Source organism: Bradyrhizobium sp. SK17, assembly GCF_002831585.1.
Lineage (GTDB): Bacteria > Pseudomonadota > Alphaproteobacteria > Rhizobiales > Xanthobacteraceae > Bradyrhizobium.
In genome coordinates, this window is record NZ_CP025113.1 from 5,728,180 (window position 1) to 5,751,406 (window position 23,227).

The 23,227-nt window shown below is 63.9% G+C and carries 21 protein-coding genes, 1 tRNA gene and 2 pseudogenes; 9 read left to right on the plus strand and 15 right to left on the minus strand.

The annotated features are described in order from the left end of the window. The first annotated feature begins 33 nt into the window (after positions 1-33). Positions 34-1,233 (plus strand): NAD(P)/FAD-dependent oxidoreductase, encoded by a 1,200-nt coding sequence (locus CWS35_RS26495; RefSeq protein ID WP_100956677.1) that lies wholly within the window; start codon positions 34-36, stop codon positions 1,231-1,233. A 72-nt stretch (positions 1,234-1,305) separates the two neighbouring features. On the opposite strand, the gene CWS35_RS26500 is transcribed toward CWS35_RS26495, so the two are convergent. The 3 genes from CWS35_RS26500 to CWS35_RS26510 all read right to left on the minus strand — a co-directional run bounded on the left by CWS35_RS26500 (position 1,306) and on the right by CWS35_RS26510 (position 4,308). Then, positions 1,306-2,481 (minus strand): trans-acting enoyl reductase family protein, encoded by a 1,176-nt coding sequence (locus CWS35_RS26500; protein WP_100954673.1) that lies wholly within the window; start codon positions 2,479-2,481, stop codon positions 1,306-1,308. A 161-nt stretch (positions 2,482-2,642) separates the two neighbouring features. Further along, on the minus strand, positions 2,643-3,425 hold the full coding sequence (locus tag CWS35_RS26505) for a DUF169 domain-containing protein (protein WP_024583399.1): 783 nt from the start codon (positions 3,423-3,425) through the stop codon (positions 2,643-2,645). An 88-nt stretch (positions 3,426-3,513) separates the two neighbouring features. After that, positions 3,514-4,308, minus strand: coding sequence for a YdcF family protein (locus CWS35_RS26510; RefSeq protein ID WP_100954675.1), 795 nt, complete (start codon positions 4,306-4,308; stop codon positions 3,514-3,516). Positions 4,309-4,374: 66 nt separating this feature from the next. Here CWS35_RS26510 and CWS35_RS26515 point away from each other — a divergent pair, with 66 nt between their 5' ends. The 4 genes from CWS35_RS26515 (at position 4,375) to CWS35_RS26530 (ending at position 8,124) form a co-directional block, all read left to right on the plus strand. Beyond that, positions 4,375-5,316, plus strand: a complete 942-nt coding sequence (locus CWS35_RS26515) for an acetamidase/formamidase family protein (RefSeq protein WP_100954677.1) — start codon at positions 4,375-4,377, stop codon at positions 5,314-5,316. 86 nt (positions 5,317-5,402) lie between these two features. Beyond that, positions 5,403-7,229 carry an AMP-binding protein gene (locus CWS35_RS26520; RefSeq protein ID WP_245438674.1) on the plus strand — a complete coding sequence of 609 codons (1,827 nt, stop codon included), beginning with the start codon at positions 5,403-5,405 and terminating at the stop codon, positions 7,227-7,229. A gap of 163 nt (positions 7,230-7,392) precedes the next feature. Beyond that, positions 7,393-7,593, plus strand: coding sequence for a hypothetical protein (locus tag CWS35_RS26525; protein ID WP_016844973.1), 201 nt, complete (start codon positions 7,393-7,395; stop codon positions 7,591-7,593). 51 nt (positions 7,594-7,644) lie between these two features. Beyond that, a complete protein-coding gene (locus tag CWS35_RS26530) occupies positions 7,645-8,124 on the plus strand; it encodes a GcrA family cell cycle regulator (protein ID WP_100954681.1) in 480 nt (159 codons plus the stop codon). 54 nt (positions 8,125-8,178) lie between these two features. On the opposite strand, the gene CWS35_RS26535 is transcribed toward CWS35_RS26530, so the two are convergent. The 3 genes from CWS35_RS26535 to CWS35_RS26545 form a co-directional block, all read right to left on the minus strand. Further along, on the minus strand, positions 8,179-9,141 hold the full coding sequence (locus CWS35_RS26535; RefSeq protein WP_024583394.1) for an SDR family oxidoreductase: 963 nt from the start codon (positions 9,139-9,141) through the stop codon (positions 8,179-8,181). A gap of 311 nt (positions 9,142-9,452) precedes the next feature. After that, the gene (locus tag CWS35_RS40165; RefSeq protein WP_024583393.1) at positions 9,453-9,632 is read right to left on the minus strand and encodes a hypothetical protein; all 180 of its coding nucleotides are present in this window, start codon (positions 9,630-9,632) and stop codon (positions 9,453-9,455) included. 520 nt (positions 9,633-10,152) lie between these two features. Beyond that, positions 10,153-11,700, minus strand: a complete 1,548-nt coding sequence (locus CWS35_RS26545) for a porin (RefSeq protein WP_024583392.1) — start codon at positions 11,698-11,700, stop codon at positions 10,153-10,155. Between the two features lie 447 nt (positions 11,701-12,147). Between CWS35_RS26545 and CWS35_RS26550 the strand changes: the two genes are divergently transcribed. Then, positions 12,148-12,660, plus strand: coding sequence for a MarR family winged helix-turn-helix transcriptional regulator (locus tag CWS35_RS26550; protein ID WP_024583391.1), 513 nt, complete (start codon positions 12,148-12,150; stop codon positions 12,658-12,660). Positions 12,661-12,769: 109 nt separating this feature from the next. Here the strand turns inward: CWS35_RS26550 and CWS35_RS40710 are convergent. Continuing rightward, a pseudogene (locus CWS35_RS40710) lies at positions 12,770-12,880 on the minus strand (PEPxxWA-CTERM sorting domain-containing protein); the annotation flags it as partial. Between the two features lie 1,218 nt (positions 12,881-14,098). On the opposite strand from CWS35_RS40710, the gene CWS35_RS26560 reads away from it, so the two are divergent. Beyond that, a tRNA-Pro gene (locus tag CWS35_RS26560) sits at positions 14,099-14,176 on the plus strand. Between the two features lie 72 nt (positions 14,177-14,248). On the opposite strand, the gene CWS35_RS26565 is transcribed toward CWS35_RS26560, so the two are convergent. The 6 genes and pseudogenes from CWS35_RS26565 to CWS35_RS26590 form a co-directional block, all read right to left on the minus strand. Further along, the gene (locus CWS35_RS26565; RefSeq protein ID WP_100954685.1) at positions 14,249-14,845 is read right to left on the minus strand and encodes a MerR family transcriptional regulator; all 597 of its coding nucleotides are present in this window, start codon (positions 14,843-14,845) and stop codon (positions 14,249-14,251) included. 29 nt (positions 14,846-14,874) lie between these two features. Then, positions 14,875-15,210 carry an integration host factor subunit alpha gene (locus tag CWS35_RS26570; RefSeq protein WP_021079083.1) on the minus strand — a complete coding sequence of 112 codons (336 nt, stop codon included), beginning with the start codon at positions 15,208-15,210 and terminating at the stop codon, positions 14,875-14,877. Between the two features lie 130 nt (positions 15,211-15,340). Then, the gene (locus tag CWS35_RS26575; RefSeq protein WP_100954687.1) at positions 15,341-16,318 is read right to left on the minus strand and encodes a beta-ketoacyl-ACP synthase III; all 978 of its coding nucleotides are present in this window, start codon (positions 16,316-16,318) and stop codon (positions 15,341-15,343) included. Next, positions 16,315-17,375: pseudogene (gene plsX / locus CWS35_RS26580) on the minus strand (phosphate acyltransferase PlsX). The gene CWS35_RS26575 and the pseudogene plsX overlap by 4 nt, the downstream one beginning before the upstream one ends. A 338-nt stretch (positions 17,376-17,713) precedes the next feature. Beyond that, positions 17,714-18,304: a DUF177 domain-containing protein gene (locus tag CWS35_RS26585; RefSeq protein ID WP_100954689.1), complete on the minus strand. Its 591-nt coding sequence runs from the start codon at positions 18,302-18,304 to the stop codon at positions 17,714-17,716. Further along, a complete protein-coding gene (locus CWS35_RS26590; protein WP_100954691.1) occupies positions 18,301-18,852 on the minus strand; it encodes a ubiquinol-cytochrome C chaperone family protein in 552 nt (183 codons plus the stop codon). The genes CWS35_RS26585 and CWS35_RS26590 overlap by 4 nt, the downstream gene beginning before the upstream one ends. A 110-nt stretch (positions 18,853-18,962) precedes the next feature. On the opposite strand from CWS35_RS26590, the gene CWS35_RS26595 reads away from it, so the two are divergent. Together CWS35_RS26595 and CWS35_RS26600 are read left to right on the plus strand one after the other, a co-directional pair. Further along, a complete protein-coding gene (locus CWS35_RS26595; RefSeq protein ID WP_100954693.1) occupies positions 18,963-19,469 on the plus strand; it encodes an outer membrane protein assembly factor BamE in 507 nt (168 codons plus the stop codon). A 152-nt stretch (positions 19,470-19,621) separates the two neighbouring features. Beyond that, on the plus strand, positions 19,622-20,629 hold the full coding sequence (locus CWS35_RS26600; RefSeq protein ID WP_100954695.1) for a tripartite tricarboxylate transporter substrate binding protein: 1,008 nt from the start codon (positions 19,622-19,624) through the stop codon (positions 20,627-20,629). 15 nt (positions 20,630-20,644) lie between these two features. On the opposite strand, the gene CWS35_RS39655 is transcribed toward CWS35_RS26600, so the two are convergent. Together CWS35_RS39655 and CWS35_RS26605 are read right to left on the minus strand one after the other, a co-directional pair. Next, the gene (locus CWS35_RS39655; RefSeq protein ID WP_168200203.1) at positions 20,645-20,800 is read right to left on the minus strand and encodes a hypothetical protein; all 156 of its coding nucleotides are present in this window, start codon (positions 20,798-20,800) and stop codon (positions 20,645-20,647) included. 91 nt (positions 20,801-20,891) lie between these two features. Next, the gene (locus tag CWS35_RS26605) at positions 20,892-23,012 is read right to left on the minus strand and encodes a sodium-translocating pyrophosphatase (protein ID WP_024583381.1); all 2,121 of its coding nucleotides are present in this window, start codon (positions 23,010-23,012) and stop codon (positions 20,892-20,894) included. Positions 23,013-23,227: the final 215 nt, after the last annotated feature.

The window sequence follows — 23,227 nt, forward strand, 5'->3', positions numbered from 1 at the left end:
TTTCCTATCTCACACGGCTGCATGGAGCAAGGCATGACCTCTCGTCCCCGTGAAGCTCTGATCATCGGTGCCGGCATCGCCGGTCCGGTGACCGCTATGTTCCTGACCCGCGCCGGCATCGAGGCCGAGCTCTATGAAGCCTGGCCCTATTCCACCGGGATCGGCGGCGGATTGCAGATCGCACCGAACGGCATGCATGTGCTGGCCGAGCTCGGCCTCGCCGACGAGCTGATCCGCAACGGCTCGATCGCCGAGTCGTTCGATTTCTATTCGCAGAGCGGCAAGAAGCTCGGCTCGCTCAACCAGAACATGCAGCAGCGCTTCGGCCAGCCCGCCGTGAACATGTGCCGCGCGACCCTGAACGAGACGCTGATCGACAAGGCCTGGGCCTCCAACGTCTCGGTGTTCTTCGAGAAGCGGCTGGTCAAGATCGAGGACCGCGGCGACCAGCCGGTGATCGCCTATTTTGCCGACGGCAGCACTGCCGAGGGCGATTTCGTGATCGGCGCCGACGGCGTGCACTCTGTGGTGCGGCGGCATGTGATCCCTGACGGCCCGACGCCGTTCGACACCGGGCTGATCGGCTTCGGCGGCTTCGTGCCGCGCAAGGTGATCGAGCACCTGCCGATCGGCCGGAAGGTGGAGACGACATTCGGACAAAGCGGCTTCTTCGGCTACGGGTTATGCAGCCCCGATCCGGACGCGGGTGCGATGTGGTGGAGCACGCAGCCCTCGCGCGGCATGACCGCGGCGGCCTACCGGTTGCAGAGCCAGGATGCGATCAGACAGCATCTGCGCGACTTCCACGCCGGCTGGCACGCGCCGATCCCCGAGATCATCGCAGCCGCCGAGAATATCATCATGACGGATACGCTCGACGTCGCGACGCTGCCGACCTGGTCGCGCAAGCGCACGCTGCTGATCGGCGACGCCGCGCACGCCACCAGCCCGCATGCCGGCCAGGGTGCATCGCTGGCGCTGGAGGACGCGTTGCGGCTCGGCATCCTGATGCGCGACGGCCAGGAGCTCGGCCTCACGTTCCAGGCCTTCGAGCACGAGCGGCGACCGCGCGCCGAGAAGATCGTGGCGATCGCCCGCCGCAACGGCAACAACAAGCGCGAGTTCAGCCCGACCGGCGCCTGGCTGCGCGATCACATGATAAAGCTGCTGCTGCCGGTGTCGTCCAAGGGCATGGATTTCATGTACGCGTATGATCCGCGGGCGGCGGCGTAGTGCACAATGCGTAGGGTGGGCAACGGCGCGCTAGCGCCGTGCCCACCATTCACGCCGTGCTCGTGCTCGCCGCTACTTCTCGACCTCAAACGTCAACCCGGCGTGGTCGACCAGGCGCTTGATGAGCTTGCCCTGCATCGCCGCTCCCGGCGTCCAGAAGCCGGGCGCGACGTCAGGCGTGTCGCGCAACAGGCAGATCGCGCATTCCGAGATCATCTTCGAGGTCGAGCCATAGCCGGGATCGCGATCGCCCTTGATGCCGGCGCGGACCATGCGGCCGTCCGGCGCGACCGCGAGGTAGAGCAGATCGTAGCGGCCGTTCTCGCGCTCTTCCTTTGACGGCCCCTCGCCCGGCTTCGGCGCGCTCGGACCGGTCTTCTCCGAATTCAGCGCCATCACCTTCTTCGCATTGGCCTCGCCCTTCTCGCCCGGACCGGTCAGGACCATCTCGTCGTAGACGAAGTCGCGTCCGTAAGGGAAGCCCATCAGCATGTTGGAGCGGTGGACGTTGCGCGTGTTGATCAGCGCCATCATGAACGGCGCCGTCCATGAATGCAGATCCTCCTCATAGGCCGGCTTGCTGCCGCGCGGCTGCTTGGGCCCCTCGAAGCCCGGCGTCAGGGCAAACGGATTGTTGAGGATCGCGACCAGGCTGAGGTCCTTGGCGACGGCGTCGAAGGTTGCCTTCGCGCTCGCCGCCGTGCCGCCCGACAGCGTGCCGCGCATGTCGCGCACGCGTCCCTTGACGCGCGCGGCCGGCGCGCCGAACACGCGCTTGGCCTCCTCCTGCACGAAGAACGTGCCGAGCTCGAACGGCACCGAGTCGAAACCGCAGGAGAACACGATCCGCGCGCCGCTGGCCTTGGCCGCGGCCTCGTGCTTGTCGATCATCTGCCGCATCCAGACCGGCTCGCCGCAGAGATCGAAATAGTCGGTGCCGCTGTCGACGCAGGCGGTGATCAGCTCATTGCCATAGAGCTGATACGGGCCAACCGTCGAGATGACCGACTTGGTCTGCGCCAGCATCGCCTTCAGCGACGCCGCGTCACCGGCATCGGCGACGATCAGCGGCGTGTCGGCGGGCGCACCGATCGCGTCACGAACCGCGGCGAGCTTGTCCTTGCTGCGCCCCGCCATCGCCCATTTCAGGCTGCCGTCGCGATAATGCGCGGCGAGATATTCGGCGACGAGCTGGCCTGTGAAGCCGGTCGCACCGTAGACGACGATATCGAGTTTCGACGAGGACATGGATCAGGTTTCCCAGACAGCGAAATTGCCCCGTTTTGTCATTGCGAGCGAAGCGAAGCAATCCATTTCACCGCGTGTGCGGAACGATGGATTGCTTCGTCGCTTCAGCGCAAAATTGCCTTGCAATTCTTGTCGCGAGCTCCTCGCAATGACGCCAGCCGCTATTTCTTGTAGGACACCCCCATGCCGGCGCGCACATCGGCCTGGATTCCATAGGGCGCGATCGGGTAGCGCAGGCCGTTCTTGGCGAGCTGCTTCATGCCCGCGATCGCCTTCACCAGATAGGCCGGCGGCAGCGCCATCAGCATCTCTTCGTCGGGCACGCCGCCATAGCGGCGTTCCGCGAAGCACGGCAGCGACAGGCTCGGCTCACCGGTTTTCAGCGCCCGCCCCCACGAGTCGGCGCAAGCGGTTTCGCCGACCACGCCCCACTCGAACTTCTTGTATCCGGTGTACTGAAGTCCATTGATCAGGATGATCATCTGGCCCGGCGTCGCGTAGACGAGGCAGATGTCCGGCGGATCGAGACGGCCGCTGGTCAGCGGGCTCACCGCCATCGCCTGGTACTGGCCGTAGGGCACCACATCGAGCGCCTCCTGGCGCTTGCGCGCGTCTTCGGCGGTGCCGTGCCAGACGCCCACATAATTCTCGCCGGCGAGCCACTTCTCGTCCTGCGGCGCGAGCCCGATCACCGCGCGGCATTGCGCGCCGACCAGATCGTCGCCGGTGATGCCGACGGTCCAGCCGAGCCGCGAGGCCATGCTCACGATCTGGTCCGTGGTGTGGACCGCCGACGGGCGACGGATTTTCGGGATCGCCTCCATCTCCTCGACGCGCGCGAACATCTTGATGCCGATGACCGTGGTCTTCAGCCGCAGCAGGCTGTTCAGATCCGCGACGATGGCGGCGAGATCGAACTGTTCCGGCGGTGTCTGTTGCTGCATGCGTAAGCTCCCGTGATCGGCGGCTTGGCGCCGCCTGTTGAGTGGATGTTAGCCGGATTGGCGGGCGGACGCGACAAGTGCCTTGCGCCTACCGTGCCACCGGTCCCGGCAGCAGATCATCGGTCTTGCCCGCCAGATGATAGGCCACCAGTCCGATCCATTCCCGCGCGCCGAGATCAGTCCGCGACAGGCCCTCGATCGCAAGCGTCGCGAAACTGAAGACGTTGCCGACACGCCAATCGACCGGATAGGCCTCGACATTGAATCCCGCCTTGCGGAACAGCCCGACCGAGCGCGGCATGTGAAAGGCCGAGGTGACGAGCAGCCAGCGCTCGCCCGGCTTGGGATCGACCAGCGCCCTGGAGAACTCGGCGTTCTCCACCGTGTTGCGCGAGCGGCGCTCGATGGTCAATCGCGATTTGGGAATCCCGAGGCTCTCGAACATCTCGGCGGCGTAGTCGGCTTCGCGTGCGTCGTTCGAGATCAAATTGGAGCTGCCGCCGGTGAACACGAGGCGCGCGTTCGGGTATTTGCGCGCCAGCACCGCCGCCGCGATGACGCGATCAGCCGCGCTGCGCACCACGGGCGTGCCGTGTGCAACCGACAGATCGGCATCGATCGAGCCGCCGAGCACGATGATGCCGTCGGGTGCGCCGCGCGCCGCATCCCATGGCGGGAAGCGCTGCTCGAGCGTCGAGACCAGCACATTGCCGAGCGGCGAGAAGCCGCAGATCGCGAGCAGCAGCGCCGCGGCGACCATCAGCCCGCGGCCGAGCCGCGCAAACCGTGTCAGCAGCAGCACGGCGCCGATCACACCGATCCCGATCAGGAAATTGATCGGCAGCAGCATGATGCCGAGCGTCTTGGAGAGCACAAAAAACAAGGGAAGCCTCTGCGAAGTTCTGCTACAGCGTCATACGCTGCTGGGAAACCAATCAAAAGCCGTCACATGACCCATCATCACCTGAAATCCAGTCCCGATACCTGCCATTGGGGCTTTTTCGAAGCCAAGCTGAAGCCGGTGCTCACGGTCGCGAGCGGCGACGAGGTCACGATCGAGACCGTCAGCGGCGGCGCCGATGTGGTACCCGATCGAAGCAAATTCCACGTCCCGCCCGAGCTCGACGACATCCATGCCGAGAGCGAGCGGATGGTGCCGGGGCACATCCTGACCGGCCCGATCGCAGTTGACGGCGCCGAGCCCGGCGACGTGCTCGAGGTCGACATCCTCGACGTCCAGCTTCGCCAGGACTGGGGCTACAATCTGATCAAGCCGCTGTCCGGCACGCTGCCCGACGATTTCCACGAGACCCGCATCCTCAACATCCCGCTCGATCGCGCGCGCATGGTCGGCCGCATGCCCTGGGGACTCGATCTGCCGCTGAAGCCGTTCTTCGGCGTAATGGGCGTCTCGCCGCCGCCGGCCTGGGGCCGCATCTCCTCGCTGGTCCCGCGCGCGATGGGCGGCAATCTCGACAACAAGGAACTCGGCGCCGGCGCCAAGCTCTATCTGCCGGTGTTCGTGCCGGGCGCGCTGTTCTCCTGCGGCGATGGCCATGGCGTACAGGGCGACGGCGAAGTCTGCGTCACCGCGATCGAGACCGCGCTGACCGGCCGCTTCCGCCTCACCTTGCGCAAGGATCTCAAGCTCGCCTACCCGCGCGCCGAGACCGCCGACCATTACATGACGATGGCGATGGATCCCGATCTCGACCAGTGTGTGGTGCGGGCGCTGCGCGACATGATCGTGCTGCTCGGCGAGAAGCGCAATCTGTCCCGCGAGGACGCCTACACGCTGTGCAGCCTGGCCGCCGACCTGCGGGTGACGCAGACGGTCAACGGCTCCAAGGGCATCCACTGCATGATCGCCAAATCGGTCGTCCACGGCTGAAACGCGGTCGATAGCCGCACTTGTGCTCCGCGCGCGCGGCTCGATACAATCCCCCTCCCAACGAACAAAAATGGACGGGGATGGATATGCTGAAGGACAGGCTCTCACCGGCCGACGAGGCCGCGCGCGACAAGGAGATGCAGGCGACGCTTGCCGCCTGCCCGCGCATCCTCGATCTCATCGCCCGCGGCCCGCAGGGCGCGCCGGAGGCTGAAGCCGCGATCTATCTGCGCTCGCCGCTCGATCCCAGCCCGGTCGTGATCTCGAACGATCAGCTGATGGGCTATGTCAAGGCGGCCGAAAACTACTTCCGCAGCCAGGGCATCGGCAAGGACGATGCGGTCGCGATCCTGGTGCCGGCCTGTCCCGCAAGCATCGTTGCGATCTTCGGCGCGGCTGCCTGCGGCGTTGCCGAGCCGCTCAATCTGCTGTTCACGCGCGAAGCGATCGTCGCCCAGCTCAATGCCATCAAAGCAAAACTGCTGCTGGCGCCGCCGCCGGGCATGCCGGGCGGGCTCTATGAGAGGATCGAAGGCTTGCAGCGCGAGGTGCCGTCGCTCAAGCGCATCGTGATCGTGCCGCTCGACGGCACGATGTCGTTCGACGGCGAGGTGCTGCGGCCCGATCCGGCGTGGCGCGACGACTACGGCAAGTCCACGGACATGAGCGAGGCTGACCGCGTCGCGGTAATGCTGCCGACCGGCGGCACCACCGGCCATCCCAAGGTGGCGCGGCTCACCAACCGCGCGATGGTCGCTTCCACCGTGTCCTCGCGGATGGCGCTCGACTTCCATCGCGGCGAGCGCGCAATGATCACGATGCCGCTGTTCCACGTCGGCGGCCTGTTCTGCACCTCGGCCAATTGTCTGTCCGCCGGCACCACGATGGTGATCCCCGGTCCCGCCGGCGCACGCGATCCGGCGCTGGTCCGGAACTTCTGGCAGATCATCGAGCAATACCGCATCAACATCGCCGGCAACGTGCCGACCATCCTCGGGGCGCTGGCCGATATTCCGGTCGGAGACAGCGACATCTCGACCCTGCGCGTCACCGCCACCGGGGCTTCGATCTGCCCACCGGAGATCGAGCGGCGCTATCTTGCGACCTGGGGCGGTCCCTGCATCCAGCAGCTCTACGGCATGACCGAGCTCGCCGGCGCCATCACCCACGACGTGCACGGCGTGAAACCGCGCGCCGAGAGCGTCGGCACCCGCAATCCGCTGGTCGAGCTCGCGATCCTGGACGGCGGCAGACTGCACACCGGGCCATGGCCCTCGCCGGTCGGCGAACTCCTGACCAGAGGGCCGCAAGTGTTCGCCGGCTATGTCGACAAGAAGCAGACCGAAGAAGCTTTCCGCGACGGCTGGCTGCGCACCGGCGATATCTGCCGGATCGACGCCGACGGCTTCGTCTACATCATGGGCCGCGCCAAGGATGTCATCATCCGCGGCGGGCACAACATCGACCCGCGCGCGATCGAGGATGCCGCGCTCGCGTTCCCGGGCGTGGCGCTGGCTGCGGCGGTCGGACGTCCCGACAGCTATGCGGGCGAAGTGCCGATGCTGTTCGTCTCGGCACAGCCCGGCGCGCATATCGATCCGCAGGCCCTCGCCGCCTTCGTGCAGGACAATATCCTCGAGCCGCCGGCGCGGCCGCGTGTGGTATCGGTGATTGCGGAAATGCCGGTCACGCCAGTCGGCAAGATCTTCAAGCCCAAGCTGCGCGAGATCGCCGCCGGCGAGGCCGCGCGCGAGCTGTTGGCACTGGAAGGGCTATCGGGTGACGTCAGCGTCGACGCCATCACCGACCCGTCCCGCGGGCTGTACCTGAGTGTGAGTGCACCTCCGGACAAGGCGGAAACTGCTGAGCGACTTCTCAAGAAGTTCCCGGTCAAGGTCGAATTACGCACGTAACTCATTCATATAATTAGAAAATATCAACGTCACGCCGCGCCGAAATTAACCTCTGGCGCGGCGTTCGCATTTTGCGGTCGGCGACTTGACGAACCGCCTTACTCCTAAATAGACTCTAAATAGATACTTTTCAGTACAAGCGTTCAGGGTTAAGCGTTTCCTCATGGCTACGGAAAAGGCCGAAACCGACCGCGTCCCGGTCACATTGGCGCTCTCGACCATCGGATATCTCGAGAAGCTGGTGAGACAGGGCACCCACGGCACGAGCGTCCCGGGCGTTGCACGGACACTGATCGAGGAAGGCATTCGACTCGCCATCAAGGACGGGTTGCTTGCAATCCGCGACAACGGCCGCACGCCCTGAGACAGGGTATGCCGGCGCGGCGGTTCAAAACACAGAACGTGGAACCGTCAGATGATTGCCAACGAACCGACTCTCCAACCAACCTGGACGCCCGAGCGCATCGACCAGCTCAAGATCTACTTCGAGGCCGGGCTCTCCTGCCGCGACATCGCCAACAGCATCGGCGTCAGCCGCAATGCGGTCATCGGCAAGCTGTCGCGGCTCAACCTGACGCGCACCACACCGGACGAGCGCCGGGCAAGGCGAAAGAAATCCGCAGCGCACGCCGCGCAACGGGCGACCGCGAAGCAGCAGCTCCAGCTACTCCAGGCAGTCTACGAACAGGAACCCGAGGATGCGCCTGTCGTCAGTGCCAACAGCTGCTCGCTGTTCGAGCTGAGCGAGCAGCGCTGCCGCTGGCCGATCAGCACCCCGGGCGCCGACGATTTCTGCTTTTGCGGCAACACGCCGCTCGGCGGCATGCCCTATTGCTCCGGGCATTACCGCCTCGCTTATCAGTCCGGATCGCGCCAGCGCGCAATGCGCGGGTAGGGCCTCGGGCAGGACGCGCATCGGTTCTGACCTCTGTCGGAACCGATGCATTGATCAGCCGACCTTCCAGCCGGTCGCCGCCACCAGGTCTTGATAAAACTCCGGCGTATAGGCCTGCTCCGGCGTCTTGCGTACGCGCTCGTCGAGCATATGCGCGTCGTCGCCGACCAGGATACGCCAGCGATCGGCCTTGACGCCGTCGAGGATGATCTTGGCGGCGGCCGCCGCCGTGGTCGGTGCCTCGTCGTGGAAGATGCGGGCGCGGTCGAGCGCGAGCTGCTGGATGTCGGCATCCGACATCTTGGCGACGTCGATGCCCTGCCCTTGCAGCCGCTGACGCACTTGTTTGAGCTCGTCGGGATTGAGTTGATCGGAACCGTTTTGCACCTTGCGCGAGTTCGACACGATCGAGGTGCCGATGTGACCGGGCATCACGACCGAGCATTTGACATGCGGTGCATTGAGGCGGAGATCGTTGATCATCGCCTCGGTGAATCCCTTCACGGCGAATTTCGCGGCGCTGTAGGCGGTGTGCGACACGCCGAGGCCGACCGAGGCCCAGAAGCCGTTGACGCTCGACGTGTTGACGATGTGCGCCTCGTCGGCCTTCACCAGCAGCGGCAGGAAGGTGCGGACGCCGAGATAGACGCCGCCCCAGCAGATGTTGAACGTGCGCTCCCACTGCTCGCGGGTGTTGGTGAACAAGCTGCCGCCGCCACCGATGCCGGCATTGTTGAACAGCAGATGGATCTTGTCGGTCGCCTGCTGCTCGATCAGCTCGTCGCGAAAGCGCTTGTAGTGGTCCTCGATCGAGACGTCGGCGACATGGGTGGTGATGCGCAGGCCCTGCGGCAGCTTCTCGACCTCGCAGAGCCGCTTGGTCTCGGCCATCGCTTCCATCGAGACGTCGCACATCGCGACATTGCATCCCTCGGCGACGAGCTGCCGCGCGAGCTCGCGCCCCATGCCCGTGCCGCCACCGGTGATGACGGCAATCTTTCCGGCGAAATCCTTCATCTGAGATCCGTTCCTTCCCTGCTTCTTCTTTGTTTCTATTGGAACGCGGATCGCTGTCCCAACGCTTGGCAACAGCACTCTACATCACCGATTCATCGCCGGGCAACGGCGCCCGCCTCTTGCGCGCAACCACGTTACACGCAGCGGATCGAGGCAGCCCGCATCGCGGCGAGATCATTCCACGTCGCGAACAATCCGGTGTGGAGGCGACGATCGACGCGAACGTCTTGTTCGCCGAATACATCGACGTGGCGACGATCGCACTCGATCGGGCGCAGGTCGCAAAGATGATCTTGAGCAGTGACCGCGCGCTATTCGGCGGTCTCGATGTGCACCGGCGCGCGTCGCCGCAGGACGGAAGTCCCGGCGCTCAACACCAGCTTGAGCAGGCCACGCCAGGAGAAGTCGATCAACACTTCATGGTGCCGCAATCCCTTGCCGCCCTTCACCAGCCCGAGATCCCGTATCAAGCAGTAATGGCCGCTGCTCATCCGAGCCAGACGGCTGTTCTTGAAGCGTCCCATGGATGGCGAGAATGCACTGCGGATCGATTCCGTCAAATCTTGACGACGTCGAATCGGCAAGACCACGTGACCCTGCTTGCGGCCTATGCGGTTGGTAGCGGACCGCGATCGTCACGACCGGCCGCCCATGAATCAAAAACCTCCGGCAGGGCATTGCCGGAGGTTTGGGAGGCTTAGCAGCAAGCTAAGAGCCATCATTCAATGTGTTGGCTGCGGGTTATATAGTTTAGTAGATCAGGTAAGTAAATAAGTTTGCGGCCAATGAATTGCATGGCTCGTCTTCGTGGTCCGCGTGGAGCGAAATGACGCAGCCTGAGCGATTTCCGTTTCGGCTAAATCGAGGCGCCGAATTCTGGTTAATGCCTTCTTTACGCGAATTCAGCTCGCGCAAAGGCACCGCCTTCTTCCGCGATCGATCCGTCGCAAAGAAAAACCCCGGCAGTCGCCTGCCGGGGTTCTATTGGATCGTGATCAGATCAACCGGGTATTACCAGTTGCGCTGAGCGCGGAAGAGCATCTGGACAGTGTCCTGATCCTTCAGCTCGTAGGTTGCGCTCGGCTTGCCGATCGAACCGGACGACGTGGTGATCGTGCCAGCATACTTCTGATCGAGATGGACGTAGGTCACGTCGGCCGAGAAGGTCAGGTTCTTGACCGGGGTCCAACGGGTGATCAGGCCGATCTGCCCGATGTTGTAGTCGGGGTTGCAGTTGGTCACGCCAGCGCCGCCACCGAAGGCAGTGCGGAACGTGCCACCGACGCCGCCAACGCCGCAGATGAGCGACTTAGCCGTGTCGTTGTACATGACCGCAGCGTAAGCACCGTACAAGCTGGTGTTCCAGTAGGGATCCCAGTTGTGGGTGTACGCGCCGCGGAAGCCCCAGGTCTTGATGCTCTGCTGCTGGCCACCGGGGCCGAACACCGTATCCGGTGCCGTGCCGAAGCCGACGCTGCCGTAAGCACCCGGGAGGCTCGAACCGCCATAGATCGCAACCGAGCTGAAGGCGCTGGCCAGTTCCTGGATGTTGTAACGGGTCGCACCGTCCGTATAGACGCCCTGGATGTTGATGGTGTCGCCAGGTCCGGTCGGGATGTTCTTGATCGACAGGGCCAGTGCACCAGCCCAGCCCCACTTGTCATCCGGGTGACCGGTGACTTCGGTGCCGCCGTAGTAGGCCGCGTGGTTGTCATGCGCGGCGATCGACGCCTGGAAGATACCCCAAGCCTGGTCGACCTTGAGAGCAGCGACGAAGTCCGGCGCGATCGTGCCAGCATAGTCGCTGGAGCCGTAAGCGCCACCCGCTCCCAGGTTGTTCACGCCAGCCTGCATGTAGGCAGTCTGGTCCTGCGCCGACAGGGCAAGCGACACGCCGTTGCCGAACTGCGCAGTGTAGGTGAACTGGTTGATGCCGTTGGTGGTGCTCACGCCACCGACGAGCGCGTCGTAGTTGTTGCCCGGATAACCGTTCCAGGGAGCAGCGAACTGCGACACCGCCTTACCGATGGTGAAGCCGGCGAACTGGATGAAGGCGTAATAGACGCCGACCGCACCAGCCGCAACCGCACCAGCGTTGGCGTTGTTCGGCGCGCTGACAGCGGCCGTACCCGAGCCGAGCGCCGAGTAGACGGTTCCGCCGGCGCCGTTTGCCGCGTAGCTGTCCGACGTCCAGGTGAACACCGCATCGAAATAGGTGCGGACCACGCCGTACTCGGTCGCGGTGCGCGTATCGATGTTCAGGTCTTCACGCGAACGCCAGGTGTAGCCGTTGGTGAAGCGGTTGTTTGCACCGCTCGCGCCGTTGACGTTCGGGCCGTACACGCTGTTGCCGTTGACGACAACGTCAGCGCGCAGATAGCCGCCCAGCTTGATACAGGTGTCGGTACCCGGGATATAGTAGAAGCCCGGACCATAAAGGGAGCAGACCTTCACATACTCGACCGCTTTGGCCTTGACAGGAAGATCGGCCGCCTGCGCTCCGCCGACCGCGACCAGCGCAGCCGCCGAGCCCAGGATAAGGCTCTTCACCGAATTCATATTAAACCTCCAAGTTGCTCATATGCGGAGAGTCCGGGCCGCGAACGCCCCGTGATCCTCCCGCATTGTCCAAGACCGCTTTCCCCAAACCCCGCCCCCTCAATGTGAGGGTGCGACGGACTTGAACGATCACCGCAACGGGACGATCGAGATTCCCCTACCGCCGGGTTCAATATGCATGGGCGAGTTCGCCAATCAAAATAGTTTATAAAGTCAGGAATGCGAATGCGGCCACACTGTGGCCCGCCAGCAACGCCCCCGTAAGCGCCTCGACCGATTGAGAAAGTTTGTCACACCCCAATTAGTCTAATCGTCACATGGGTATCATAATTACTTTACGTTCACTTGCGTTCGTGAGCTTCATACGAGAGAAATCGCCCGCCAAGCGGGACTCAAGAAGAATAAATCAGCGCAAAGCTGAGTCGGCACCTAGGGAAGAGGAAAGCTGTGTCAGTGACAAGGAAGGATACGACGCGCCAGCGCGCCATCGAACATCTCGACATCATCAAGCGCTTCACCCTCGAGATTTCGTCCATCAACTCACATCTCGAACGCGTTCGTCAGTTATGGGGCAAGGCGCTTGGCGTCAGCGGTCCGCAATGGATGATCCTGATCGCGATCTCGGATCTCGACAAGGATGACGGCGTGCCGATCAACGTGGTGTCGAAGCTATTGCATGTCGATCCGTCTTTCGTGACCACACAGTCGAAGCTGCTCGAGCAGAAGGAACTGCTGCGTCGCGCGCCCTCCCCGGCCGACGCGCGCGTGGTCCGGCTGTCGCTGACCGACAAGACGCGGAAGCATCTGGCGGGCCTCGCCGAGCAGCACAAGGCGTTCAAGAAGACCGTGTTCGAGGAGTTCAGCGAGCCCGAGCTCGCCGAATTCACGGCCAAGTTGTCGATGCTCACCAACCGCCTCGAAAAGGCATGTCTGATCGTGGCGATGGACATCGAGGCCTGAACCGACGGCTGCGCCGGGTCGAAACGAGAGGATCGGCTCCTCCGGCCGCACGTGCCGGAGGATCATTGATTCCCGGCTTGCGATATCCCGCAAGCGCGGAACGCGGTGTCTATCCACGGACCATCGCGGGGGGGGCCTGCGGCTTGCGTCGGAAGGCCACGAAGCCTACTCCGGCGAAGCCAAGCAGCAGCATCGCCCAGGTCGACGGCTCGGGCACGGCCGAGACCCCGTCGAACACATAGAGATCGGCGATGTTGGACACATAGCGGCCGCCCGCGATGTCGCCCGGCACCACGAGCCGCGCGAAACCGTCGGCTCCGCCGGCGCCAAGTTGTCCGTCCGTATCGGCATAGGCGACCAGGATCGGCTCATTGCCGAACATCGGGCTGAGTTCGCCCGCCGAGAATGCCACCTGATAGCCGTCCGAACCGGTGACCGTGATCACCTTGCGAAGAATGTCGTTCTTGATCGAGGAGTCGAGCTGGATGCCGGCCAGCCCAAGCACGTTCCACAGCAGCGCGCCGGTATAGGTGTCGGTCACCGAGGTCGATCCGCTCTTGTAGGTGACGGTCTCGGTATAGGCCGGCAACGCCTGCAGCGCGGCCAGGTTGAACGTCATGCTGGTGTTCACGGCGCCGTCCACCTTGAAGCTGCTGGTGAGGCCGCCGCCGGTCGAGGACTGTCGGATCGCGCTCGCGACGGTCAGGTTGGTCAGATTGCTGACATAGCGGCCGCCCGCATTGTCGCCCGGAGCCGTCACCCGCGCGAGGCCGTTGGAACCGGGAAGCCCACCTGAGGTGTCCTGGATGGCGACCAGATCCGCCTTGTTGCCAAAATTCGGTGCGATCTCGCCGGCCGAGATCACGGCCTTGTAGCCGTCGGTCCCGGTTGCGATGATGTAGTTGTTCAGCACGTCGTTCTTGACGGCCGGATTGGTCTTGATTCCGCCCGCGCTCTGCAGGACGTTCCACAATGTCGGGCCGGTGAAGGTATCGGTGACCGGCTTTCCTGCGGCCGTATAGCTGTCGGTTTGCGTCGCCTGCGGCAGCGCTTGCAGGCCGGACGAATTCAGAACAGTCGGGCTGTTGACGTTGCCCGTCACCGAGACGGAGGTCGAGACCGTCTGTGCCTGCGCCGATGTTGCGAGGGAAACGGCCAGACCCGGAATGATCAAACCTGGAACGATCGCGATACGAAATATGAGCTGGTGCATGGATTACGCCCTTCCTGCAAAACATGTCGTTGTTTGGCGACTGACGGAAAGGGCGAGGATCCGAACTATGCGACTTACGGTCGGCTCAGTTATCGCAGCCTGACGATATCCAGTTTTGGCGAGCAGGCAAACCGGATTGTTCCCACGGCCAAAGCACCCGATTGCGGCGTTTGAGGGCCTGCTTTGCCTTGCGCGAAGGCGGGATCGCAGCTAATGGAACGGCATCGGAGCGTGGCGCAGCCCGGTTAGCGCACTAGTCTGGGAGACTAGGGGTCGGAGGTTCAAATCCTCTCGCTCCGACCATTTTTCCTCAATCATTATGGTGGTTCTGACCGACCCTGGTGCGCGCGGAGGTGTGCCTGGCCCGTTCCCGGATCAGCCGTCCTTCATCGCCGCGTCGATCAGCTGCCGGCAGGCGACCAGCTCCTGCAACACGCGCTCGAGCCGCTCACGATCGGCTGACGGCACAGCGGGGCGTGGCGGTGGCGCCGCGGCGGTCGCCTTGCCTGGATGGGCGTGCGCCTTGTAGGTCGAGAGGATCGGATCCTCGTCGGGATCAACGAATCGGTAGTCGATACCCTTCTCGTCGCCGTCGCCCTCCTCGCCGTCGAAATCGAGGCCATCGCTGCTCTCGAGGTCGTCCGGCTCGGCCATGCTGTTGCCGACCGCCTCCTCGACCGCGCCGAACGACACGGCGGCGGTCTGGTCGGCGATGCCCTGCACCGACTTGATGCCATGTTCTTTCAGGATCCGCTGCACGCCGCGGATGGTGTAGCCCTCGCCGTACAGCAGCCGGCGGATGCCCTTGAGCAGGTCGACGTCGTCGGGGCGATAATAGCGGCGGCCGCCGCTGCGCTTCATCGGCTTGATCTGCGCGAAGCGGGTCTCCCAGAACCTCAGCACATGCTGAGGGATATCGAGCTCGTCAGCGACCTCGCTGATGGTACGGAACGCATCCGGCGCCTTGTCCAAATGCCCGCTCCTCTAGGCTTGAAAGCCTGTTAATCGGCCTTGCTGCCGTCGCCATTGGTGACGGCATGGCCATTGATCCGCTGCTTCAGGATCGCCGACGGCTTGAACACCATCACACGCCGCGGCGAGATCGGCACCTCGGTGCCGGTCTTTGGATTACGCCCGATACGCTGGCCCTTCTTCCGCACCATGAAGGAGCCGAACGAGGACAGCTTCACCGTCTCGCCCTTTTCCAGGCAATCGGTGATCTCCTTCAGCACCAACTCGACAAACGCCGACGATTCCGTGCGCGACAGGCCGACCTTTTGGTAGACCGCCTCACACAAATCGACGCGCGTAACTGTTTTTCCGGTTCCTGTGGTCATCGCCTGCCCCGCACTCTCGGCGAACAATTTCTTGACTGAAATTAAAAGCTTAGCGCGCAATGGTCAACAGCGACCAGCACCCTGGCGGAGGAAAGATGCCGGCAACCTGTCGATACTCTTTGCCGCCGCGCTACCAGCGCACGAGCGCCGAACCCCAGGTGAAGCCGCCGCCCATCGCCTCGAACAGCACCAGATCGCCCTTCTTGACTCGCCCGTCCCTCACGGCGACCGACAGCGCCAGCGGGATCGAGGCCGCCGAGGTGTTGCCGTGCTTGTCGACCGTCAGCACCACCTTCTGCGGCGCAATATGCAGCTTGTGCGCCGATGCATCGATGATTCGCTTGTTGGCCTGGTGCGGAATGAACCAGTTGATGTCCTCGGCGGTGAAGCCGGTGGCGTTGAACGCATCGACGATCACGTCGGTGATCATGCCGACGGCGTGCTTGAACACCTCGCGGCCCTCCATCCGGAGATAGCCGACCGTCTTGGTCGAACCGGGACCGCCATCGACGAACAGTTTCGACTTGTGGCGCCCGTCCGAGCGCAGATGCGTCGTCAGCACGCCCGGATCGTCGGTGGTGCCGGAATGCTGCTGCGCCTCCAGCACGACGGCGCCGGCGCCATCGCCGAACAAGACGCAAGTGCCGCGGTCGTTCCAGTCGAGGATGCGCGAGAAGGTTTCGGCGCCGATCACCAGCGCCCGTTTGTGGGCGCCGGCGCGCAGGAAATTGTCGGCTGTCGTCAGCGCGAAGACAAAGCCGGAGCACACCGCCTGCAAATCAAACGCGACGCCATGGTTGATGCCGAGCCCGTGCTGGACCGCGACCGCGGTAGCGGGAAAGGTATTGTCCGGCGTCGAGGTCGCCAGCACGATCAGGTCGATCGACTGGGCGTCGATCCCGGCATCGGCGAGCGCGGCCTGCGCCGCCTTGATCGCAAGATGCGAGGTGAATTCGTCATCGGCCGCGATGTGACGCTCGCTGATGCCGGTACGCTGCACGATCCAGTCGTCAGACGTGTCGATTCGCTGAGCCAGTTCGGCATTGGTCAAAACCCGCTCCGGCAAGTATGAGCCGCAGCCGAGTACGACCGAACGTATCGCAGTCACGAGACAGCCTCCTGCACGGTCTGCGCCCGTATCAGGGCGCCGCCGTCGCGATTAAGCATCTGATTGATCTTGGTGAGGAGATCGTAGTGGGCCATCTCATAGCCAACATCCACCGCATAGGCAAAGCCTTCCGCGTTGATGCCGCCATGGCTCTTGACCACCACGCCGTTGAGGCCGAGCAGCAGGCCGCCATTCGACTTGTTGGGATCGAGCTTGTCGCGCAGCTTCTGGAACGCGCCGCGAGCAAACAGATAACCGATCCGCGCCAGCCAGCTCGACGACATGGCCTCGCGCAATAACGTGAACATCTGGCGCGCGGTTCCCTCGGCGGCCTTGAGCGCGATATTGCCGCTGAAACCTTCCGACACGATCACGTCGGCGAGCCCCTTGCCGATCGCATCGCCCTCGACGAAGCCGATATAGTCGAACTGGCTCGAGTTCATCGCGCGCAGCATTTCGGCCGCCTCGCGGATCTCGCCATGGCCCTTGATCTCCTCGGACCCGATGTTGAGCAGGCCGACGGTCGGCCGTTCGAGGTTGAACAGCACGCTCGCCATGGCGCTGCCCATTACGGCCAGCGTCGCCAGATGGCGCGCGTCACCCCCGATCGAGGCTCCGAGATCGAGCACCACCGAATCGCCGCGCAGCGTCGGCCATACCGCGGCAAGCGCCGGGCGGTCGACGCCGGGCAACGTCCGCAGATTGAGCCCGCCCATCGCCATCAGCGCGCCGGTATTGCCGGCGGAGACCGCGACGTCGGCCTCGCCGTGCTTCACGGCATCGATCGCCAGCCACATCGACGACGCCCTGCGGGTCCGCCGCAGCGCCTGGCTCGGCTTCTCGTCATTCTTCACGGCGACGTCGGTATGGATCACCTTCGACACCGCCTGGAGCGCAGGATGTTTGGCAAGTTCTGGCTCGATCAGGGCGCGGTCTCCGACCAGCAGGAATTCGCTGCCGGGATGACGACTCAGCGAGATCGCGGCGCCGGGAATGACGACGGAAGCGCCGACATCGCCCCCATGGCGTCAAGCGCGATTCGAACCTTTTGAGGCATGAACGTCCCGGAAACCTGCTCTCCCACAGCCTTCAGTCCAAGGCAGCGAGCTTGAAGTCACCGCTGTCAACGGCGCGCGGCGAAACACCAACTCGCGTCCCGGCCGGGCCGCGACAATAGCGTGTCTTCGGTCCGACACAACCTCTTGACCAACACATGACCAAAGTCGCAACAGAATTCGCCGAACCGCCAAGCGGCACGCCAAAATACACCAGAAATACATTTCATTTCAATGCATTGTGACACTTTTTTGAAGTAACGAAGGATACCTCGCGCGCAGGCTTGCAGGCAAGCAATCCCCCGCAAATGTCGCAGCGACCACTCTGGCCTCCGCTCGATTAGCTCTTGGGCTTCTTGCCATCCTGCTTCGGCTGCAGCGCCTTCAGTGCGGCAAACGGATGATTTTCCGGATCAGGCGCTTCAACCTGCTGTTCAAACACCGCATCCGCTTTGCGCGGATATGGGTCGATGCCGAGAAACAGCGCGTCGGTGGCGAGCCGGCCAATGTCGATGAAGCCGCCCGTGATCGGCTCCGGAGGATCGGGCGTTTCCTCGTCGCCTTCCTCGGCGTCGTCGACCAGGTCGGACATCTCCGGAATCTGCTCCGGCGGCGCGAACACCACGTCGATCGGCTCGATGATCTCATTCTCGATCGGATCGAGCGTCACCACGCAAGTCTGACCGATCCTGGCCTGCACCTGGCCGGTGACGTGGTAGCTGCCGTCGCGCTTCGGCTGCAGGTCGAACTCCGCATGGGCGGAGATCACCTCGCGCAACTCCGCGACCTCGGCCATCGCCTTGCGCGCGGTCTCGTCGGCCACGATCTCGCGATGCAGGCCGGTCTCCGGGATTTGCGCGACGTTGATCAGCACGCGCCAGGGATCGCGGTCGCGCGGCGTTTCGGGCCGTCCCGTGCCACCGCCACTCATGCCGCCGTCCCCGCAACCTGGGGGACCGGAAAGCGCCAGGCGCCCTTGGTCAGCGCCGCGAGGTCGGCGCGCGCCAGCTCCGCCATGGCCTGCCTGGCATAGGCAACCAGTTCGCGGGCCTTGTCGATGTTCTGGCCATTGAGGATGTTCTTGCAGAACGACTGGGCCAGGGCCTCGTCGCCGTCGGTCAGCGCCAGATCGTAGGCTGCGGTGCGGCCGTAAAAGGCCTCGCCGAACGCCTGCATCCGCTTCGGCACCGTAAGGTCGCCGACGCCCATTTCCCGGAGGTTGTCGTCCATGTCGATGCAGAAATGGTCGAACAGGGCCTGCGACAGGTCCGCGCCGGCCTCGACGGATTTGAGGCGCCGCAGCACCAGCCACAGATGCATCAGAAGCAGGTCAAAACGGCCGTTAACCGTGTCAGGAACGCCCAAGTCACGGTAAAATAACGGTTCTCGCGCCTGCGTCACGATCATGCCATAGATGGTCTCAATGGTGCTCCGCGCGGGCACCCGGGGTCTTCTGAAGTGATTGAACGGCCAAAGCATGACGGGTTCCGGCTGCCGGCCACCCAAGGGACGCCTGTTGAGAGTTCGTCCGTTGGAGCCCGGCATGATTGCAATCCATTGAGCTGCCCGGTACGTCAACGCCACGGCCGATGCAAGGGGACGGATCAGTTCCGCCGATGAACCACACTCTTCCACGACAGTCTCGCGTGGCTTCCGCGCGCACCTTCCTTTCGCGCTTCCGCGCCTTCGCGGTCGTTGGCCTGGTTTGCACCGCCGCGCTCGGCGGCTGCACCGGCGAGCAATTCCAGAAGGGCTACATCCTGCCCGATGGCGCGCTCGAGCAGATTCCGATCGGCGCCAGCCAGGATCAGGTGCTGATCGTGCTCGGCACGCCCTCGACGGTCGCAACGCTGGATGGCGAGGTGTTCTACTACATCTCGCAGCGGACCTCGCGTCCGGTTGCCTTCATGAACCAGCGCGTGGTCGACCAGCGCGTGATCGCGGTCTATTTCGACAAGAACCGCCAGGTCCGCCGGCTTGCCAATTACGGCCTGAAGGACGGCAAGATCTTCGACTTCGTCAGCCGCACCACGCCGACGTCGGGCCAGGAAATGTCCTACCTGACACCGCTCTTCAAGCTGCTGAGCTTCAACTAGAGCCTGATCCGGAAAAGTGCGAAGCGGTTTTCCGGCGAGATCATGCTCAACGGATAATGCTCAAGCTCCTGCGCCAAGTTGACGCGCTTGCCCGACGGGCAAGCACTCCCCTACGCTCGCGCAAACAAGAAATCCGGGCAGGGGGTAAGCGCGTGAGAACCAGGAGAATCTCCCGTCGTACGATATTGTCGGGCGCGGCCGCATTGTCCGCCGCGTCGATCCTGCCGCGCGCCAGTCTCGGCGCCGGCGACTGGCGACCATCGGAGACGGTTCGGATCATCGTGCCGGCCGCCGCCGGCGGCTCAACCGACGTGATGGGGCGGCTACTGGCGGCGCATCTGCAACCGCTCTGGGGCCAGTCGGTGGTGGTGGAGAATCGCTCCGGCGCCGGCGGCACCATCGGGACCGCGGAGGTCGCGCGCAGCAAGGGCGACGGCCACACCATCCTGATCGGCAATCCCGGCCCCAACGCGATCGCCTTCAGCATCTTCCGCAACCTGAGCTACAGGGCCGACCAGTTGCAGGCGGTCTCCAACATGATCCGGATCCCGAACATCGTCTCGGCGCATCCATCGACCGGCATCAAGTCGATCCCGGAACTGATCGCCTATCTGAAGCAGAACCCGGACAAGCTGACTTACGGCTCGTCCGGCACCGGACAGAGCCCTCACCTCACCGGCGCCTGGTTCCTGCAACTGACCGGGCTGAAGATGACGCACGTCCCGTTCCGCGGCGCCGGCCCCGCGTTGCAGGCCGCGCTTGCCGGCGACATCCAGATCCTGTTCGACAATCTCTATCCCTCGCTGCCGCAGGTGCTGGACGGCAAGCTCAACGGGCTCTGCGTCACCACGACCGAGCGCAGCGAGTCCGCGCCGAACCTGCCGGTCATGCGCGAGGGCGCGCCGGAGCTTGCCAAGTTCGACGTCGCGTCCTGGTTCGGCGTGTTCCTGCCCAAGACCGCGCCGGCGCCCGTCGTCGACGAGCTGAACCGCCAGATCAAGGCGATGCTGGCGCGCGACGACGTCAAGAAGAACATCGCGGGCATGGGCGCGCGCGCCGACTACGGCACGCCGCAGCAATTCTCCGATTTCGTCGATGTCGAGACGAAGAAGTTTGCCGCCATCATCGAGAAGGAAGGCTTGCAGATGGAGGTCAAGTGACGGCCGCCGTCACGGCTACGAGGACTTGTTGATCTTCTTGACCTTGGCGTCGGTGGCTTCGATCGACATCGCCAGTTCCATGATCGCCTGCGAGAGCAGCTCGATGGCCTCCTTCTGATCCTGCGACTTGGCGGCGCGAAGCGCGAAGTTTCGTGCGGATGACAGCGACATCGATTGATCTCCGTGTTGTTCGCTTCTGGTTCTTTCAACAAAAACCCCGCGGCTTTCACCGCGGGGCTTTGCATTCATTGGTGTCGCGCGCTTAGTGCGCCAGGATTGCCAGCAGCAGCAACGCCACGATGTTGGTGATCTTGATCATCGGGTTCACCGCCGGGCCGGCCGTGTCCTTGTAGGGATCGCCGACGGTGTCGCCGGTCACCGCGGACTTGTGGGCGTCGGAGCCCTTGCCGCCGTAATGGCCGTCCTCGATGTACTTCTTGGCGTTGTCCCATGCGCCGCCGCCCGAGGTCATCGAGATCGCCACAAAGAGACCGGTGACGATCACGCCGAGCAGCATGGCGCCGACGGCGGAGAACGCCGCCGACTTGCCGGCCGCACCGCCGCCCGCGATGAAGTAGATCAGGAAGTAGACCACGATCGGCGACAGCACCGGCAGCAGCGACGGGATGATCATCTCCTTGATCGCCGCCCGCGTCAGCAGGTCGACCGCCTTGCCGTAGTCAGGCTTGTCGGTACCCTGCATGATGCCGGGCTTTTCGCGGAACTGACGTCGGACTTCCTCGACGATCGCACCGGCGGCACGGCCGACCGCGGTCATGCCCATCGCGCCGAACAGATACGGCAGCAGGCCGCCGAACAGCAGGCCGACCACGACGTAGGGGTTGTTGAGCGAGAAGTCCGGATTGACGCCCTTGAAGTAGGTGTGGGCGTTGGAATCGCTGATGAAGAATTTGAGGTCTTGATTATAGGCCGCAAACAGCACCAGCGCGCCGAGACCGGCGGAGCCGATCGCGTAACCCTTGGTCACCGCCTTGGTGGTGTTGCCAACCGCGTCGAGCGCGTCGGTCGACTTGCGCACCTCCTTGGGCAGCCCCGCCATCTCGGCGATGCCGCCGGCATTGTCGGTGACCGGGCCGAAGGCGTCGAGCGCGACGATCATGCCAGCCAGCGCCAGCATGGTGGCGGTCGCGATCGCGATGCCGAACAGGCCGGCCAGGCTGTAGGTGACCAGGATACCGGCGATGATCACGATCGCGGGCAGCGCGGTCGCTTCCATCGAGACCGCGAGGCCCTGGATCACGTTGGTGCCGTGACCGGTGACGGACGCGGCCGCGATCGACTTCACCGGACGGTAGTCGGTGCCGGTGTAGTATTCGGTGATCCAGATGATCAGGCCGGTGACGGCCAGACCAACCACGCCGCACCAGAACAGCGACATGCCGGTGTAATCGACGCCGTCGAGCTTGCCGAAGCCGATCAGCCAGTTGATGGCAGCGGCAACGCCGATCAGCGACAGGATGCCGGTCGCGATCAGGCCCTTGTAGAGGGCTCCCATGATCGACTGGCTGGCGCCGAGCTTGACGAAGAAGGTGCCGATGATCGAGGTGATGATGCAGATGCCGCCGATCGCGAGCGGCAGTGTCATCATGTTCACCAGGATCGGGGTCTTGGCGAAGAAGATCGCGGCGAGCACCATGGTGGCCACCGCGGTCACCGCATAGGTTTCGAACAGGTCCGCCGCCATACCCGCGCAGTCGCCGACATTGTCGCCGACATTGTCGGCGATGGTGGCCGGGTTGCGCGGATCATCCTCAGGGATACCAGCCTCGACCTTGCCGACGAGGTCGCCGCCGACATCCGCCCCCTTGGTGAAGATGCCGCCGCCGAGACGGGCAAAGATCGAGATCAGCGAGGCGCCGAAGCCGAGCGCCACCATGGCGTCGATCACGGTACGGCTATCGGCCGGCAGGCCCAGGAAGTTGACCAGCACCATGAAGTAGATGGTGACGCCGAGCAGCGCGAGACCCGCGACCAGCAGGCCGGTGATCGCGCCCGCCTTGAAGGCAAGCTCGAGGCCGCCGGCAAGCGAGGTGGTCGCCGCCTGCGCGGTGCGGACGTTGGCCCGTACCGAGACGTTCATGCCGATGAAGCCGGCCGCGCCCGACAGGATCGCACCGATCGCGAACCCGACCGCGACCAGCATCCCCAGGAAGTAGGCCAGCAGCACGAAGATCACGATACCGACGATGCCGATCGTGGTGTACTGGCGTCGCAGATAGGCCTGCGCGCCTTCGGCCACGGCCCCTGCGATTTCCTGCATGCGCGCATTGCCCGCATCCGCACTCAGAACCGATTGCGTCGCCCAGATCGCGTAGACGATTGAAAGCGCCCCGCAGAGCACAATCACCCATAATGCTGTCATTGAATGTTGCCTCAGATCCTTGATGTAACCCCCGCGCCTTCATTGTGCCGCTGGGGGCGGCAGGCGCTTATTTTTCGAGGTCAATCCTCCCCAAGAACGGATTGCCTCAAATCGGGCGCGACCTTGCCAAAATCGTTACCGCTGCGCAACGCCACCTGTGGCCGAAAACGCCGATATCGGCAGCTATTGGAAGAAAATCGGCGCCGTCTGGTGGA